We start from the raw sequence: 17012 nt of genomic DNA, 5'->3' as shown, positions 1-17012 counted from the left end.
GTTTCTGTTTTGGCTGCGGCTCTCCCAAACTCAGACCCTCTGCCATAATCCCTCTGTCAATAGGGTTTGAGACGCGCTAACCCTGCCAATACAAGCCGCTAATTTCAAAACATCTTGCGTTAATTGTGGCAATTTTCGTAGCTGTAACACCATAAAATCAACCACATCATCTGTCAGGGCTAACGCCTTCACCTGGGCAATATTACACTGCCAGCTTCCGCTATCTAAATCAAATTTAATTAGCTGGTCTTGATGTAGTGCTTTGAAAAATTGCGTACTAAAAAATGGATTACCCTTGGTTTTCTGATATACTAATTGTGTTAGTGAATGTGTAACTTCTAGTGAACAGTTGAGGGTATCAGCAACCAGTTGATTTAAACTTGTTTCACTCAAAGGAGCTAATGTAATTTTGTTAATGGTAGCATTGGCTTTGGCAATTTCGTCTAATGTCAATATCAATGGATGGGCAGCAAAAACTTCATTATCTCGATAAGCTCCAATTAATAATAAATACCCTGATTTTGACTCATTCATTAGTAACTGGAGCAACTTCAGCGATGCTGAATCTGCCCACTGCATATCATCTAAAAAAATGACTAGGGGATGTTCTTTGGTGGTGAATACTTCAATAAACCTTTGCAATAATAAATTAAATCGATTCTGTGCTGCATTTGCCGAAAGTTCTGTTGCAGGTGGTTGTTGACCAATAATTTGTTCTAGTTCGGGAATTACCTCAAGAATGACTTGCCCATTTTCACCAAGCACTTGTAAAATTTTATTTTTCCAAGTTGACAATTGCACATCACTTTCACTCAGTAATTGCCTCATTAAATCTCGAAACGCCTGCACAAAAGCAAAAAAGGGAATATTACGATTAAATTGGTCAAATTTGCCTTTGATGAAGTATCCCCTTTGCTGGACAATGGGTTTGTGAACCTCGTTAACAATTGCCGTTTTACCAATACCAGAAAAACCAGCCACCAGCATTAGTTCTACCCCTCTCAGTCCCTCCGGGGGGTTGATAACGCGGTCAAAGGCTTTGAGCAGAGTTTCAACTTCATGCTCACGACCATAGAGTTTTTCTGGGATAATAAAGCGATCGCACACATCGCGTTGAGCAATTGAGAAACTTGCAATTTTCCCCGTTTCTTTGAGTTGAGCCAAACAATTTTCTAAATCATATTTAAGTCCAAATGCGCTCTGATAGCGGTCTTCGGCATTTTTCGCCATCAATTTGCTGACAATAGATGAGAGTATAGGCGCAATTTGGGGATTAATCTCATGTACTAAAGGCGGAAGTTTGGCAATATGACAATGTAGCAATTCCATCGGCTCGTGCGATTGAAATGGTAATTCTCCTGTTAGTAACTCGTAAAAGGTTATACCTAAAGAATAAAAATCGGTACGGTAATCAATCCCCCGATTCATCCGTCCAGTTTGCTCTGGTGATAAATAGCCAAGTGTCCCTTCTAGCACATTAGGACTCGTCAAGATTTGAGTTTCCCGTGGCAACAGAGATGCAATACTGAAGTCTATTAACTTAACTTCTTTAGTTTCTGGATTAATTAAAATATTGGCAGGTTTAATATCTTTGTGAATGACCCGATGACGAATTAGAATATCTAATGTATTGCACAGTGCGATCGCTACTTGTAAAAACTCTTGTAAAGATGCGATATATCGCGTCTCTACAGAGGTTAAATAATCTTTGAGAGATATTCCCCCAAAGTCTTCCATCACTAACGCATAGCCATTCTGATAGGGTTCCAGGCTGTATGTTTGGATGATTCCAGGTAGATTCAAATTTTTGGCGATGGTGAACTGGTTACGAAACTGTACCAATTCACTGAAGCTTGGATAAACAGTTTTCATCAGCTTAATCACCACAGATTTTTGGTCAGTTTCTCGATTAGCGCGATAAACTAAGGTTCGAGAACCATTGTAGAGTTCTTTGCTAATGTGATATCCGGGAATGCTGACCATAGGGCTTAATTCTTGAAACCTCACTATCTAGGTTTCCCAAAAACATAGCAATCTTTACTGTCAGTTCGCTCATTATGAACTGACTTAAAAAATTAAAGCTCCCAAGTTCTAATTGACTTTGAGAGCTAATAATTTTAAGTTCACCGCGACGCCGTTTTACCTAAGTTTATGACCTGGGTTTATCCAGGTGGGAACCTAAATTCCTCGTTTAAAGTTTCCGGGTACATGCCCGGTATACTGCCACGAGAACAGTTGACTCCCTTGTCATTAAAGGCATAGATCAAAAAACTTGATGGCAGTCACCAACGTCGTAGTGCAACTCACTCATTATAGCTTTTCAAAAGATGTTGTGTGTTCAACATCGAAAGTTTCTGCTGAATTTAGCTGGGATACCAGATAGATTCTATGGTGTGGGCGATGGCACTTGCCGATTCTCTATTTTTATTATCCAGTAAAACGGTAACATGTCCTAACTTCCGCCCAGGACGTGATTCTATTTTCCCATACCAGTGAAGGTGCGCCTGGGGAATCTCTGCTATTTGTTGACGGTGGCTTTGGTAATCACTGTGAGAATTTTCATACCCCAGCAGGTTAACCATCACAGCACCAGCGCACTGCAAAGCCGGATTCCCTAAAGGTAAACCACAAACTGCTCTGAGGTGCTGTTCAAACTGAGAAGTTTCACAAGCGTCAATAGAAAAATGCCCAGAATTGTGAGTACGAGGGGCAATTTCATTTACCATAACTTTGCCATTAGCACCCAGAAATAGCTCAATTCCAAAAATTCCTACTACTTGTAGGCTATTTAATAGAGTATGTGCGATCGCTTGAATTTCTGCTACTTGATTGGGTGTAATATCAGCAGGCGCAATTACCCGCCGACATACTTGTTGTTCTTGTTGGGTTTCCACTACTGGATAAGTTACAATTTCTCCCTCCAGAGAACGCGCTGCAATTACTGCTAATTCTCTTTCAAAAGGCACAAATTCTTCTAACAAGAAAAATGATTGATTTAAAGGTTTTGTTATACTTTCATCACTTAACTTTTGCTCTAAAGTAGCAAAATCCTGAATTATGAAAGTACCCTGACCATCATAACCGTGGCGGCGAGCTTTGAGGACTACTGGAAAACCTACATATTCTATTTGTAGTTGAAGATTTTCTACCTCATCAAGGGCGAAAAATTGAGGAACTGGTAAACCCAAATCGCGTAAATAGCAACGCTGATGATATTTATCTAAAAGTGGAGCTAAAGCTTCTAAACTGGGACGGAAACAAACGCCTTGCTGTGCTAAAACAGATAAAGCTTGCAGGTTAACAAATTCATTTTCAAAGGTGATGACATCGCATTTTTGAGCTAATATTTCTGTAGCACTTGCGTCATCAACTGGTGCGAAAACAGTTTCCTTAGCGATTGACACGGCCGGGTCGTGTTCGCTAGGAGTTTGTACTACTAATTCTACTCCTAGCTTCTGTGCTGCATCCGCCATCATCCAGGCTAGTTGTCCACCACCAATTACACCAACACGTTTCATTGACATCCTAAAGAATCACGAGTTTGCACACCTGTTTTAGAATTCACACCACTGGCTTTTGTACACAGTTCTTTGATTTGTGCCCGATCCAAAATTGCATCTGTAAAATCTGCACCGTCTATATTCACATCATTAAAGATGGCACGGAGCAAAAGAGCTTCTTTGAAAATTGCATCACTCAAATCGGCCTTAGTTAAGTTTACCTGATCGACCATTGCATTAGTTAAATCTGCTGCGTGGAGATTTGCTTTTGTCATCACCGAAGCACTCATGACTGCTCCCCGCAAATCAGCGTTTGAAAAGTTAGCTAGTTCCATATTGGCGTTAGAAAACTCCGCAGCTTGTAAACTTTCACCAGAAAAATCACGTCTTGACAACTCTGCATTACTAAATGACAGTGGATGAGTCCAGTCTACTGCCAACACGGGATCAGCTACACACCAGATAATAATTCCTAGAAGGAACGCCAACCCTTGCCGCCAAAATATATCGAGAGTCAATTTGGTATCTAATCGCTGCATTTAAGCTTACCGCATTTGAATATTAGCAAGACTGGCTGATTCTAACTGAGACTCGCAGCCTTGCTACTGGATTTGGGGGATGTGTATTTCCCTTGCTTAATATTTTGTAACGCAAAAAGGGTATAAGCTTCTCACTTTGAGCAAAATTATGCCTGCGACTTTGGGTAGAGAATGTCAATCTAGGAGCGATCGCACTAAAGCACTATCATCTAAGGGACTGACAAGAAATAAATTATTCCATCTTGTGGGGTGGGCATCCTGCCCGCCCTGAATATGGGACGGGTGTTAGCGTAGCGGCACGTAGTGCGGACACCCATCCCACAAGAAAATTTGGGATGTTTTTTTATTTGGAAGTCTCTAAATAGCGATCGCAATGATTGAGTATAAGTTACTTGTCACATTACCCAAGCTTCTTTGATTCTTGCTCCCCAACGCTACAAGGGTTGGGGGTTAGGTCTGAGAGAAAGTTGCACACGGCGTTACATTGGCTCGTAGTGAGGTCTACCCTGTGGGAAAGCTTGGCGAACATAAAACCCTCACTCAATACCTTCGCCAAATCGAAAAATGTCTCGATTCGTGGGTTGGGTTGAGGCACGAAACCCAACAAATACGTTGGGTTTTGCTTCGCTCAACCCAACCTACAAAAAATGGCGAAGGTATTGCTCACTACAAACCTTTTATCGAAACAATCGGATCTAAAACCGGACTTCGTCCCGCTACGAAGACAGCCTTTTAAGCCGAAAAGTTTTTGGAGCGGGGCATAAATCCCCGTTACAAAAACGGCCTCCTTGCCTCCTGCCTTCGTTAATATTCACGCCCACTTACTTAGAATTTTCGCCAATTTCATCGGCACTTTCATTATTTTTCACCAAAATTATTAAACAGAAACAACTAGCAACTAGCTTTATTAAGCTCAAAGCTTCACTTTCTAACACAATAAAAGCGCCTAATCCTATAAGAACAAAAGGCACAAAATTATTAACATAGCGAGTCAATATATCAGCTATTACTCTGTAGTGAGTTAATTTGTATGCTGCATAACACCAAATTCCTAACAATATAAAAAATAATCCGATAATTACCACAAAACTCTCTAAGTTACTGCTAGCAAACAAAGGTATATAAACGCTAATATTATCACTACCATTGGCAAGTGTAACGGCTGCCACACTATAAGCTTGGGGAGAAAAAAAACTCGTAATTGTTGATGCTTCAGTTTCTTCTGTTGCAGCGACAACTTCTTGTGATGAATCTTCTTCCCAATTCACCAAACTACTGATACCTATGGACATTGGTAGTAAACCAAGTAATCCAATCCAGTTTTTTGATAAAACTAACCCACCAAATAAACCAGGAAGACTAAGGATTAGCAGAACTGTAAAACCTAGAAACTGACCAGCAACTATATGCCGGGGGCGAAAGTTAGCATTTATTTGAGAAAAAAATAACAATAGAATGACAATATCATCTACGTTAGTGGCAATGAATGCAATTGCCCCTGTAGTAGTTGCAGTAACTAATTCGTTCATGTTTCACAGCAGTTTTCAGATATTTAGACAGATGAGACAGGGGATGGGGAGTAGGAAGTAGTGTAGTTCAATTACTTGAAAGGTTAATTTGGTATGGTGGTAAATTGTAAGTTCTAAAAATCCAGCATGAGTCAGCTAGGGACAGTCTTCAGTGAAGGGATAATTGCCTTTATCGCTACTAACATAGATGACATCATTATCTTGTTAATATTTTTTTCACAGGTAGATGTTAATTTTCGACGGCGGCATATCTTACTCGGTCAATATCTGGGTTTTACAGCTATTATCATCGCTAGCTTGCCAGGATTTTTTGGTGGATTGGTCGTACAACGAGAATGGATAGGATTGCTAGGACTGCTACCAATAGCAATTGGGATTCAACAATTAGTATCTAGAAAAGAAGAAACTATCACAGTTCAGACAGTCAGTAGTGATTTTAGGCAGTCTACACCTACTAACCCGGTATTGTCTTTTATTTTGAGTATTTTGCACCCCCAAACTTATAAAGTTGCAGCAGTAACGATCGCTAATGGTGGTGACAATATTAGTATATATATCCCTTTGTTCGCTGGTCACGATCTTGCCAGTTTGGGAGTAATTTTAGGTATATTTTTTATCATGGTAGGGGTTTGGTGTGCGATCGCTTATTTTTTAAGTCGTCAACCTACCATTGCTAATATTTTAAGTCGCTACGGTAAAGCTGCCGTACCTTTTGTGTTAATTGGCTTGGGTCTATTTATTATGTATGAGCGAGGTACATTCACTTTGCTACCTTGGGTGAGAAATTAATGCTGGATTTGGGATCTAAAATCTCAATCTGGTTACACTTGATGAACTAATTTCCAACTCACCATCATCAAAATGGCGTAAATAATAAACCGTAGTGGGCGCTGGGGAGCTACTTGGCAGATTCTAGCACCTAGCAAGACTCCTGGCACAGAGCCTAGCCAGATAGGTATTACCAAACTCCAATCAACTGTTCCCAGGCTGAGATGACCAAGGGCTGTAAACAGCAGTAAAATTGCTGCGTGTGAAATATCAGTACCTACTAGCTTCCGTGCATCAAGGCGGAAAAACCCAATCAGCACTAGAGCAAACATTGAACCTGATGAGACGCTAGTTAGACCAACCAAACAACCTAAAGTTGCTCCCAAAGTGATTGTTAGGAAGCGGTCAAAGTTAGTTTCTAAGTCTAACTTTGGTAGTTCGGGTAAATTGAATTTGGGCAAAAAAGTCAATAACAACAATTGCACTAGTGCTAACGCTGTGACTAGCAAAATCATCACACCAAGCAAACGGAGCAAGATGTTATCCAGGTTATACTCACCTGTACGTTTAAGAAAGTGCAAAATTCCCACTCCAAACAGTGAGCCTGGAACACTCCCGAATGCCAGCCATTTGACAACTTCTGTATCCAGGGTTTTCTGTTCCCAATGCTTGACGCTACCAACAATCTTCATCAATGTGGCAGCTACAACATCAGAACTTACTGCGATGGAAGGCGGAACCTGAAAAACAAAAATCAACATTGGGGTAATGAGCGAGGCTCCGCCAATTCCAGTCAAACCAACTATGATGCCAACAAAGAAGCTGAAGAATGGTAGTAATAAATAGTGCATACTCTTTGGGGGTTTGAGAAAGTCAGCTAGAGCTTCATTACTAGAGAGCAATGAAGGAGGCAGGAGGCAGGAGGCAGGAGGAGTAAATCAGTAGGGAATTCAACCCGGATGATTTAGCAGCCCTGAACTCTCGTAAGAAAGCGGGAAGCTGACGCAACAGTGTTCTTGTCTTAAACCCAAGACCCGTCTGGTCGCGGTACTTGAGAGAGTGCAGTTTTCCTCTCTCTTGAACTGCCTTCCTCAATAACTCAGCCGAATTACAGCCCGGTGCTAGATAGAGCTAGTCATGGCAAATTATTGTGTTTCTCAAAGGATGAGTGACACAAAGAAAGGTTATCCAGCTAAAAGTTAGGGCAGAGGATTGCTCGACAACTTAAAACCTGTCTGAAGTTTTTGGCAGCATGACAACTGGCATTTAGCTAAAACAGACTTTGATAACTGCTTATGGGTCAGTTGCTCTACTAAAATCAACTTCTTACTGGTTTTTCTGCGGTTTTACATATAAAAGCCGGTAAAGCTATGTACTTACCGTATTTTACTTGTAAACACGACCAAACGTCCAGCGTATTCGCTTTGTATATCGCTATATTCTCTAGATAATACGCCGCAAGTCTAATGACTCATGGAAAATTTTGTTTTTTACAACCCAGTCAAAATCCTGTTTGGCAAAGTGCAAATCTATGTATGGCTTTATTTCATCGAATAAATCTTTGTTCAAAACTCGGCATTGAAAAATACTTGACCTGCAAGCATATATCATGCTAGAAGTATACAGACTGTTCGGTCGGTAATTTTTACTTTTATACGATATTGAAATCACAATTTTTGAAACGCCCAAATCTAATTGGGGTATTAGAGGTTTACCTGGCGACGAGTTAACCTTAAACTACAAAGTAGAAGTTTGAAATTGTTGTGGGTAATGGGTTATTAGGCAATTAATAATTCCCCATGCTTGAAAAGAGTAAAATTTTTTGTAATTTTACAGACCGATCGGTTTTAAAATCTCAAGAGAAATAATGCTAATAAATAACAGTTTGCACAGACCATTAGAAGTAGTATTAGAAATTCCTGTAAGAACATACGACATTGATTTTATGGGAATCGTAAGCAATATTGTGTATATCAGATGGTTAGAAGATTTACGTTTAAAGTTTTTAGATGAACATTGGCATCTCAATCAACAAATTGATAAAGGATATGCACCTGTTATAGCTGGAACTGAAATTGAATATAAACGTCCGATAAAAATTATTGACCAAGTAATTGGACGTTTATGGCTAAGTAATTTAGGACGATTGAAGTGGACTGTACAAGCTGAAATTTTATCTAACAATGAGTTAGCAGCAGTAGCTAGTCAGGGGAGCATCCACTTTTGGAAGAAACACCGGGCGATTGGAAATCGCGGCTACACAAACGAAGTCCGCCTTCGCGGACTCTCTGAAACCCGCGAAGGCGGGTTTGGTTTGTATAGCCCCAGACTTCTAGTCTGAGGGCAATCCGCCAAAAGTGGATGCTTCCCTAGTCAGAAGGGTGCTTTTGTCAGTTTACAAAATAGTCGTCCTATTCCTATTCCAGAGGAATTAAAGAATAAATATTTAGAGTCGCTACAAACTTGAATTTATTTACTTAGCACCAGTCAATATATTTTCGATATCCGCTAGCTGTACAACTCCTGAAAAAGTTGGACTATTAATGACAAAGAAAGGTGTGCCAGAAACACCCAACTTCTCTGCTAATTGGATATCTTTTGTAATTGCGGGAGTAGCAAGAGTAAGATCGCGTTTAAACTTAACTAAATCTAGCTTCAGTTTTTTAGCAATATCTAAATATAATGCCTCACCTAGTTGCTTTTGATTAGTAAATAGCGCATCATGATATTCCCAAAATTTGCCCTGTTGATATGCTGCCCAAGCTGCTGTCGCAGATGGTAATGCTTCAGCATGAATTGAAATTAGTGGTAAATTCTTGTAAACTAATTTTACTTTATCTGGATACTTTGCTAACAATTGTTTCAATGTTTTATGCGCCTCAGCACAGTAGGGACATTGAAAATCGGAAAATTCTATTAGCACAGTTTTTGATTTAGTTGAACCTGTGGTGGGAGACTCACCAATAACTGTTTGAGGATTCGTCTTTAAATCTTGTAAAAATGCTTGCTGTGCTTGCTTGAGTTTCTGTTGTTGTAACTGCTGATAAGCTTGAACAGATTCAATAATTGCCTCTGGATGTTCGCGGATAATTTGTAATACTTGCTGTTCTAATTGCGGATCAATCCGGCTAGCAGCTTGTGCAGGAAATGACCAGGCGACAACTAAACATAGCAGACTTATTGCTGCCCAAGTACGCATATACTGAATTAATGTACTAAACGAATCAAAGAATGTACTCATAGAAAAACTCATAAATATTTTTTATCCAAGAGGATGTTTGAAAAGTCCTGTTGTCGGTATCAAAAGTTCTAGATCCCCCTAAATCCCCCGATAAATTGGGGGACTTTAATTCCGGTTCCCCCCTTTTTAACCCTCTTTTATTACTCCGAAAAAATAAAATATTCGTAGGTTGGGTTGAACTTTAGTGAAACCCAACAAAACCAGGGATTGTTGGTGTTGGGTTTCGTTCCTCAACCCAACCTACACCTAAATTCATCAAAGTCCTTAAAAATAAGAGTGGATGATTTTTATCCGACGAGAGTCATAAAAGAGCGTTAAGGGGAGCCAGCGCGGTCTTGGGGTCTCCCCCGCCGCCGGATGCGCGAAGCGCTGTAGTGGAGCGACTGGCGTGGGTTAGGGGGGATCTCAAAGTGCCTAAAGTCATAGCGAAACACTTTTCAAACAACCTCTAACTTATAGACGCGCAGCTGCTTCGACTTAAAAGTACGCTTCAATAAAAAATCCCATAATTAAAATTATGAGAATTTCCTTTTTACTTGTTAAAAAGATCCAGCGATCATCCCAGCAAGCAAAATAAAACCAATCCATACGTTTTGCCGAAACATCTTACCATAAAGAGGATTAGGTAAGTCTCGCTGTCTTAATCGCAGAGATTGCCAAAGCCATCCAATAGCAGCAACTGCAAGGCTAATCCAGAAGGCTAAGTGCAGATTTATGAGTAAACCTAACCAAGCCAATAACAAGATTGTGCCAGCAAAGAAAATTCCAATAGCTACAGGGGCATAATTCCCAAAAAATAGGGCGCTTGAATTAATACCAATGCGGCGATCGTCTTCCTTGTCGCTCATGGCATAAACTGTATCAAATCCCAATGTCCACAGTACAGTCGCGCCCCAAAGTAACCAAGTTGGTTGCGTGATGGTTTGGGTAACTGCACTCCAGCTAATCAACACCCCAAAACCCCAAGCGATGGAAAGTACTAGTTGCGGTACAGGAAAAACTCGCTTTGCGCCTGGATAAAGGAGAATGACGGGCACTGCTGCCACACATAACCAGAAACTTAGGGGGTTAAGGTAAAGGGCTAGGATAGCTGCACATGCTAGTGATACGATCGCAACTACAATCCCAACTTTCACAGACAAGGCGCGAGAAGCGAGGGGGCGTGAGCGTGTTCTCTCCACTTCTGGATCGATATCCCGATCCCATAAATCATTGACAACACATCCCGCCGCACTTGTGGCCAGAGTACCCAATATAATCACACCAACCAGAGGTAAAGGCGGTTTCCCAGAAGCTGCTAAAAACACAGCCCAAAGAGCAGGAATCATTAAAATTAATCGTCCTTCTGGTTTATGCCAGCGCAAAAGCCGGATAATTACAAGCCAAACTGGTGACTGGGGGCGTTCTGGTGTCCTTAACATAATAGGATTGGGCATTGGGAATTGGGCACTTGTACTGAGCGAAGTCGAAGTATTGGGAATTGGGAATTGGGCACTTGTACTGAGCGACTTGTGCCGAGCGAAGTCGAGGTAAGTCGAAGTATTGGGCATTGGGAATTGGGCACTTGTACTGAGCGAACGCGAGTGCGTCTCCAAGAGTTGTATTGGGAATTAGTTATTTCTCCCCTTACTTCTTTGCTCCTATGCCCTATGCCCCATGCCCTATTCCCTAATTCACACATCTTTACATCTATAGAATAACGTTATTTGTTATTTGTAAAAACATCACCCAAAGTGGCAACTTTAAATATCTTTTAATAGTCACTAGCTTAGACGCATTAGGGTGAATATACTTAGCTCAGTTGCCCTCGACGAAACTGAGTTGCGAGTGCTGAGTATTTTTTAATTTACTCAGTCTTCAGTTTGAGTAAGTGCGTTGCAATAAATATCAGTGCCAGCTACCCCGACATACCACCGTTTGCCATCATTTCTTATAAAGAGAGAAAACTAGATGCAGAATTTAGTTTCGGCTAGCTGGGAGAGTTCTCCAACTCAACCACCTAAGCAACATCGGATTATTGCTGCCATTGACTTGGGGACAAATTCTCTACACATGGTAGTAGTCAAAATTGACCCCACACTACCAGCCTTTAGCATTATCGCCAGAGAAAAAGAAACTGTGAGACTTGGCGATCGCAATCTTACCACTGGGGAACTCAAACCAGAGATCATTAAAAAGGCGATCGCTGCTTTAGGACGCTTCCAAGAAGTTGCCAAAACCATCGACGCTGAAACAATCATTGCTGTGGCGACTAGTGCCGTGCGCGAAGCTCCCAATGGTAAAGATTTTTTGCACAGAGTAGAAAAGGAATTGGGTTTAAGCGTTAACTTGATTTCTGGTCAAGAAGAAGCGCGACGAATCTACCTTGGCGTACTTTCGGGGATGGAATTTCACAACCAACCCCATATTATTGTCGATATTGGCGGTGGTTCCACAGAATTAATTTTGGGCGATAGTCAAGAACCACGCACTCTCACCAGTACCAAAGTCGGTGCGGTGCGACTCACTAGCGAGTTAATCACCACCGATCCTATCAGCAACACGGAGTTTGTGTATTTGCAATCTTATACACGCGGTATGTTAGAACGTTCCGTGGATGAGGTATTAGCAAATTTCCAGCTTGGGGAATCTCCCCGTTTGGTGGGTACATCTGGCACGATTGAAACCCTGGCGATGATTCATGCGCGAGAAAAGTCGGGTGTTATTCCTTCCACTCTCAATGGCTACCAGTTTAGTCTTAAAGACTTGCGAGAGTTGGTAAACCGCTTGCGGAAACTGAGTAATTCAGAAAAGGGTGCGATTCCGGGAATGCCAGATAAGCGGTCTGAAGTTATACTTGCCGGGGCAGTAATATTACAGGAAGTAATGACCCTTTTAGGTAGTGAATCGGTCACAATTTGTGAGCGTTCTCTGAGGGAAGGTGTAATCGTAGACTGGATGTTAGTCCACGGTTTAATTGAAGATAAGCTACGCTACCAAAGTTCAGTTCGGGAACGGAATGTTTTAAAAATCGCTGACAAATACCACGTTAACTTAGAATATAGCGATCGCGTCGCCAAATTTGCTAAGAGTTTATTTGACCAAACTCAAGGTACATTACATCACTGGGGATCTGACGAGCGACAACTGCTGTGGGCCGCTGCAATATTACACAATTGCGGTCATTATGTCAGTCATTCGTCTCACCACAAGCACTCTTACTATCTAATTCGCAATGGTGAATTACTTGGTTATACAGAAACCGAGATTGAAATCATAGCTAACTTAGCGCGTTATCATCGCAAATCGCCGCCCAAGAAAAAACATGAAATTTACCAGAGTTTGCTGACTAAAGAGCAGTGCCAAATGGTTAGTCAATTGAGTGCAATTTTAAGATTGGCGGTGGCATTAGATAGGCGACAGATTGGTGCGATATCTCAAGTAAAATGTGAGTATTATCAACAACTTCGGCAGGTAAACCTGCTGATTTTTCCATCTAAAGCGGATGATGACTGTGCTTTAGAACTTTGGAGTTTAGATTATAAAAAAGGAGTGTTTGAGGAAGAATTTGGAGTTAAATTAGTAGCGAATTTAGAAAAATCTAGCGCTGCTAAATTGTTCTAAAAAGTAGGTGCGTTAACGTAATGTAACGCACCTGTTATAAAACAATATTTTGCAGTTAAAAAATAATTCAGAAGTCAGAATAGGCTACGCCCCACTGCGCCAACAGCAGTCAGAATCAAGATACTCTCTACGAGATGCTCCGCGTAGCTTGCTTCTTTGCAGGCTTTAGGCTGCACTATCCGCTTTTTTGGTCAGAATTCTGAATGAATTCTGTTAGCAGTAGCGGGGCGTTTAGCCCGTTCTGACTCCTGAATTCTGTTTTGATAAAGATGCTTTTGGAATCAAATTAAACCTCATCTCTAATTTTGACATCCTACTTAAGGAGCAATTTATAAAGTGTCCTAAGAAGCATTTAAAAATAAAAATTAGTAATTACAATATAGCTAACAATCTATTTAATAGGTTATGTTGCTATTGGATACCTAAGCCGGGAAAACTTAGGTATCCTTCTATAATATAAAAAAATATAAAACAGGAGTCAGAATTCAGAATACTCTACGCCACTTGCGGGATAGAGTTTTGATTACGAAAAATATTTATTTTACTTTCGCTTAACTTCGGGCGTTAGCGTAGCGGGACGAAGTACGGTTTTAACCAATATTCATCACCCACTCGTACAGAATTCAGTATGAATTCTGACTCCTGAATTCTTCTCATAAAAAAATTTCAAGAGAGCAGTTGAGACTGCTTGTTTTTCTGCATTAAACCGCTCCAATTGCAGAGAAGCAAGTATGTATACTCGTGTGACCAAAGTTTTAGAAACTGGCGCTACATATATAACTAAAGAAAAAGAAGGAAAAATGCTGAACTTTTTCAAAAAGTGCCTAATTTGCATTTAGAGGATTGGAGTATATCTTAATTTGTCTCCAGGCTAAATTCTGACTTTTCCAGATACCGTGAAAAGTCAGGGCTAAATTAACCCTCTTTTATTACTCCGAAAAAATAAAATATTCGTAGGTTGGGTTGAGGAACGAAACCCAACAAAACCAGGGATTGTTGGTGTTGGGTTTCGTTCCTCAACCCAACCTACACCTAAATTCATCAAAGTCCTTAAAAATAAGAGTGGATGATTTTTATCCGACGAGAGTCATAAAAGAGCCTTAACCTATTTGTGTATAGTAAAAAACTTCAGAGTAATATTATTAGCTTCCCATTATTCTTTGGCTGAATTTAAAATCTCAAGCGAATTGCTACTTTTTTGACCCTATCATTGGCAATACGGTTCAGTTAAGATCCCCCCGCCTGCGGCAACCCCCTTAGAAAGGGGGTAAAAGACGTTGAGACGTTACGCGATGGTGCAAAGCACCCGCCAAAGGCGATCGCAAAACTACATAATTCGGTAAAATTGGGTAAAGCAATTTTTGTGCTTGTTAAACAAAGGCATCAGCAAACCCATGCAACTGAAACTCAGTGCATCTCGACTTCCCTTCGCCCCTCTTTTGTTAATTGCCCCCTTTTTCCTATGGGGGACGGCAATGGTAGCCATGAAAGGAGTGATACCCCACACCACACCGCTATTCATGGCGGGAGTGCGCCTGATACCAGCTGGGGTGTTAATTTTAATAGCAGCAGCATTCATGGGTAAACCACAACCGAAGGGTTGGGCTGCATGGCTGTGGATTGCCTTATTTGCTCTAATAGATGGGACGTTATTTCAAGGCTTTTTGGCTGAGGGATTAGTCAGAACCAGTGCGGGGTTAGGGTCTGTGATGATTGACTCGCAACCCTTGGCTGTAGCATTGCTGTCGTTGTGGCTATTCCAAGAACACATTGGTTTTTGGGGATGGCTGGGGTTAGGTTTGGGAGTCACAGGTATTAGTTTAATTGGCTTACCTGATGAGTGGATTTTACACATTCTCGACTCAGGCGCAAATATCACAATTGGCAACTGGCAAGATTTGTTTGCTAGCGGCGAGTGGTTGATGCTATTGGCAGCCTTATCAATGGCTGTGGGAACAGTGTTGATTCGGTTTGTGTGTAAACATGCTGACCCAGTAACCGCTACGGGATGGCACATGATTTTAGGGGGATTGCCACTATGGGGAATATCATCAGTTGTCGAATCTCAGCAGTGGGAAAATCTCGGAGGATCTGATTTAGTGGCTTTGAGTTATGCTACTGTCTTTGGCAGTGCGATCGCCTACGGGTTATTCTTCTACTTTGCCTCTAGTGGCAGTCTCACTAGTCTTAGTTCTCTTACCTTCCTTACGCCCGTCTTTGCCCTACTATTCGGCAATCTCTTTCTCTCAGAAATCCTCAGTCCGGTACAGTGGGTAGGTGTTTTCCTCACTTTAATTAGCATCTATCTCATTAACCAACGTGATGCTTTAGCAGCGAAAAACGACACACTTACTGTCGGCGAAATAGCTAATATACAGCAACCAGTTTTAGATTCATCTGCTAAAAAATTAAACCCTGTAAGTTTAGCAGTTAGAGAATCTGAATCAGAAATTTGACCCTAAGTCGTTAGGGGAGTGGGGAGATGAGGGAGATGTGGTTCGACTTCGCTCACCAACCGGGAGATGAGGGAGCAGGGAGCAAGGGAAAAGAGTTTTCCCCCTGCCCTCCGCTCCCGCCCCTCTGCCTCTTTTTCATGCCCAATTTCCAATTCCCAATTCCCAATGACAGTTAACATTTGTCCATCTAGAAGGTATTGTGGTATCCAAGACTTCAAAAGCACGTTCAGGCTGAAACTTTCAATATGAGGCTATGCCGTTCCTCAATTCTGATATTTACCTGTTTTTCTTGCGTGGGTTTTTACCCAAATCGCGCAAGTACAGCCACGCCTAACCTAGCGCCTGAAATTTTAGAACTTGCACAAGCTAGTTCGACAGTTGCCGCTAGTCCGTCTGTTTTAAAATATGGTAGTCGAAAATCAGATGTGCAGAGATTACAAACCCAATTAAAGCAGTTGGGATACTACAATGGCGTGGTAGATGGACAGTACAACGCTAGTACGGAAATCGCTGTAACGAAATTCCAGAAAGCAAAAGGTTTAAAAGTAGATGGCATTGCTGGTCTGGCGACTAGGAGGAGCCTGCAAGCAGCTTTGGTTGCCAAAAATCAGATTGTCACCTCTCCAATAGTCACTTTTCCTAATCCAACTCCCAAACCCAAGCCACCTGAGAAAGGTTTCGTCTGGTGGTTTATATTTGCCATCGGAATTCTAGGAAGTATTGGCGCACTTATTTACCTGCTGAGGTGGTTTCGTCAGATTAAACAAGTGCAAAAGTCTGAAATATCAAATACTAAAAGTTTGAGTGAAGCTAACAGAAAAACTATGATACCACCACCACCAGAGATTGTAACTAGTCAAGAAACAGCTACGCCACCGCTAGCCACACAATTACTACTGCCAGAAAAAACTTCCCGGCTTGCTAAACTCAATATCGTTGACGAATTAATTCAAGACTTACACAGTTCTGAACCAACGAAGCGACGCAAGGCTATTTGGGATTTGGGTCAGCAGGGAGATTCGCGGGCAATTCAGCCAATGGTTGACCTAATGATTGATGCTGATTCTCAAGAAAGCAGCTTAATTTTGGCAGCTTTGGCAGAAATTGGTATCCGCACACTCAAACCGATGAACCGGGGTTTAGCAATTTCAATGCAAGATGAAAGTCCACAAGTACGGCAAAATGCGATCCGAGACTTGACGCGCGTTTATGACATGATGGGTCAAATGAGTCAGATGTTGCGCCATGCATTAGATGACCCAGATGCCGAAGTGCAAGCAACGGCACGATATGCTTTAACTCAGATGAATCGAATGCGTGGCTTGCCGGAACAACAAGGTTTACCAGAAGATTCACACAATGATTCACAAGAATAA

The 17012-nt window shown here is 41.4% G+C and carries 12 protein-coding genes, 1 other RNA gene and 2 pseudogenes; 7 read left to right on the top strand and 8 right to left on the bottom strand.

Annotated elements, in window-relative coordinates:
* Nucleotides 1-84: 84 nt before the first annotated feature.
* The 4 genes and pseudogenes from HWQ36_RS28095 to HWQ36_RS28080 form a co-directional block, all read right to left on the bottom strand.
* Nucleotides 85-1983, bottom strand: a pseudogene (locus HWQ36_RS28095) (serine/threonine-protein kinase PknK); the annotation flags it as partial.
* A gap of 136 nt (nucleotides 1984-2119) precedes the next feature.
* Nucleotides 2120-2303, bottom strand: a non-coding RNA gene (gene ssrS, locus HWQ36_RS28090) — 6S RNA.
* A 60-nt stretch (nucleotides 2304-2363) separates the two neighbouring features.
* Nucleotides 2364-3518, bottom strand: coding sequence for a 5-(carboxyamino)imidazole ribonucleotide synthase (locus HWQ36_RS28085; protein ID WP_292708937.1), 1155 nt, complete (start codon nucleotides 3516-3518; stop codon nucleotides 2364-2366).
* Nucleotides 3515-4039, bottom strand: coding sequence for a pentapeptide repeat-containing protein (locus HWQ36_RS28080; protein WP_292708935.1), 525 nt, complete (start codon nucleotides 4037-4039; stop codon nucleotides 3515-3517). Before HWQ36_RS28080 ends, HWQ36_RS28085 begins: the two co-directional genes overlap by 4 nt.
* Nucleotides 4040-4547: 508 nt before the next feature.
* Here HWQ36_RS28080 and HWQ36_RS28075 point away from each other — a divergent pair.
* On the top strand, nucleotides 4548-4775 hold the full coding sequence (locus HWQ36_RS28075; RefSeq protein WP_292708934.1) for a hypothetical protein: 228 nt from the start codon (nucleotides 4548-4550) through the stop codon (nucleotides 4773-4775).
* A gap of 85 nt (nucleotides 4776-4860) precedes the next feature.
* Here the strand turns inward: HWQ36_RS28075 and HWQ36_RS28070 are convergent, their stop codons facing one another.
* Nucleotides 4861-5568 (bottom strand): cadmium resistance transporter, encoded by a 708-nt coding sequence (locus HWQ36_RS28070; protein WP_292708932.1) that lies wholly within the window; start codon nucleotides 5566-5568, stop codon nucleotides 4861-4863.
* A gap of 126 nt (nucleotides 5569-5694) precedes the next feature.
* On the opposite strand from HWQ36_RS28070, the gene HWQ36_RS28065 reads away from it, so the two are divergent.
* Nucleotides 5695-6357 (top strand): cadmium resistance transporter, encoded by a 663-nt coding sequence (locus tag HWQ36_RS28065; RefSeq protein WP_292708930.1) that lies wholly within the window; start codon nucleotides 5695-5697, stop codon nucleotides 6355-6357.
* Nucleotides 6358-6389: 32 nt separating this feature from the next.
* Here HWQ36_RS28065 and HWQ36_RS28060 read toward each other — a convergent pair whose 3' ends face one another.
* On the bottom strand, nucleotides 6390-7187 hold the full coding sequence (locus HWQ36_RS28060; RefSeq protein WP_292708928.1) for a sulfite exporter TauE/SafE family protein: 798 nt from the start codon (nucleotides 7185-7187) through the stop codon (nucleotides 6390-6392).
* Nucleotides 7188-8203: 1016 nt separating this feature from the next.
* On the opposite strand from HWQ36_RS28060, the gene HWQ36_RS28055 reads away from it, so the two are divergent.
* Nucleotides 8204-8677, top strand: a complete 474-nt coding sequence (locus HWQ36_RS28055; RefSeq protein ID WP_292708926.1) for a thioesterase family protein — start codon at nucleotides 8204-8206, stop codon at nucleotides 8675-8677.
* A gap of 30 nt (nucleotides 8678-8707) precedes the next feature.
* Nucleotides 8708-8803: pseudogene (locus HWQ36_RS28050) on the top strand (acyl-CoA thioesterase); the annotation flags it as partial.
* Nucleotides 8804-8809: 6 nt separating this feature from the next.
* On the opposite strand, the gene HWQ36_RS28045 reads toward HWQ36_RS28050, so the two are convergent.
* Together HWQ36_RS28045 and HWQ36_RS28040 are read right to left on the bottom strand one after the other, a co-directional pair.
* Nucleotides 8810-9589: a thioredoxin domain-containing protein gene (locus tag HWQ36_RS28045; RefSeq protein ID WP_292708924.1), complete on the bottom strand. Its 780-nt coding sequence runs from the start codon at nucleotides 9587-9589 to the stop codon at nucleotides 8810-8812.
* Between the two features lie 527 nt (nucleotides 9590-10116).
* Complete coding sequence (locus tag HWQ36_RS28040) at nucleotides 10117-10998, bottom strand: 4-hydroxybenzoate solanesyltransferase (RefSeq protein ID WP_292708939.1); 882 nt, start codon at nucleotides 10996-10998, stop codon at nucleotides 10117-10119.
* Nucleotides 10999-11527: 529 nt separating this feature from the next.
* Between HWQ36_RS28040 and HWQ36_RS28035 the strand changes: the two genes are divergently transcribed.
* The 3 genes from HWQ36_RS28035 to HWQ36_RS28025 all read left to right on the top strand — a co-directional run bounded on the left by HWQ36_RS28035 (nucleotide 11528) and on the right by HWQ36_RS28025 (nucleotide 17012).
* Nucleotides 11528-13180 (top strand): Ppx/GppA phosphatase family protein, encoded by a 1653-nt coding sequence (locus tag HWQ36_RS28035; RefSeq protein WP_292708922.1) that lies wholly within the window; start codon nucleotides 11528-11530, stop codon nucleotides 13178-13180.
* A gap of 1394 nt (nucleotides 13181-14574) precedes the next feature.
* Nucleotides 14575-15636, top strand: a complete 1062-nt coding sequence (locus HWQ36_RS28030) for an EamA family transporter (protein ID WP_292708921.1) — start codon at nucleotides 14575-14577, stop codon at nucleotides 15634-15636.
* A gap of 245 nt (nucleotides 15637-15881) precedes the next feature.
* Complete coding sequence (locus HWQ36_RS28025; RefSeq protein WP_292708919.1) at nucleotides 15882-17012, top strand: peptidoglycan-binding protein; 1131 nt, start codon at nucleotides 15882-15884, stop codon at nucleotides 17010-17012.

It is taken from the genome of Nostoc sp. NMS2, from assembly GCF_017115105.1.
Classification (GTDB): domain Bacteria; phylum Cyanobacteriota; class Cyanobacteriia; order Cyanobacteriales; family Nostocaceae; genus Nostoc.
The sequence above is the reverse complement of the archived record's forward strand: the minus strand, read 5'-3'. Positions and strand labels throughout refer to the sequence as shown.

Coding starts and splice junctions, on each gene's coding strand:
- HWQ36_RS28055 (WP_292708926.1), top strand. CDS start 8,204: ATGCTAATAAATAACAGTTTGCACAGACCATTAGAAGTAGTATTAGAA.
- HWQ36_RS28045 (WP_292708924.1), bottom strand. CDS start 9,589: ATGAGTTTTTCTATGAGTACATTCTTTGATTCGTTTAGTACATTAATT.
- HWQ36_RS28025 (WP_292708919.1), top strand. CDS start 15,882: ATGAGGCTATGCCGTTCCTCAATTCTGATATTTACCTGTTTTTCTTGC.
- HWQ36_RS28040 (WP_292708939.1), bottom strand. CDS start 10,998: ATGTTAAGGACACCAGAACGCCCCCAGTCACCAGTTTGGCTTGTAATT.
- HWQ36_RS28080 (WP_292708935.1), bottom strand. CDS start 4,039: ATGCAGCGATTAGATACCAAATTGACTCTCGATATATTTTGGCGGCAA.
- HWQ36_RS28035 (WP_292708922.1), top strand. CDS start 11,528: ATGCAGAATTTAGTTTCGGCTAGCTGGGAGAGTTCTCCAACTCAACCA.
- HWQ36_RS28060 (WP_292708928.1), bottom strand. CDS start 7,187: ATGCACTATTTATTACTACCATTCTTCAGCTTCTTTGTTGGCATCATA.
- HWQ36_RS28085 (WP_292708937.1), bottom strand. CDS start 3,518: ATGAAACGTGTTGGTGTAATTGGTGGTGGACAACTAGCCTGGATGATG.
- HWQ36_RS28070 (WP_292708932.1), bottom strand. CDS start 5,568: ATGAACGAATTAGTTACTGCAACTACTACAGGGGCAATTGCATTCATT.
- HWQ36_RS28065 (WP_292708930.1), top strand. CDS start 5,695: ATGAGTCAGCTAGGGACAGTCTTCAGTGAAGGGATAATTGCCTTTATC.
- HWQ36_RS28030 (WP_292708921.1), top strand. CDS start 14,575: ATGCAACTGAAACTCAGTGCATCTCGACTTCCCTTCGCCCCTCTTTTG.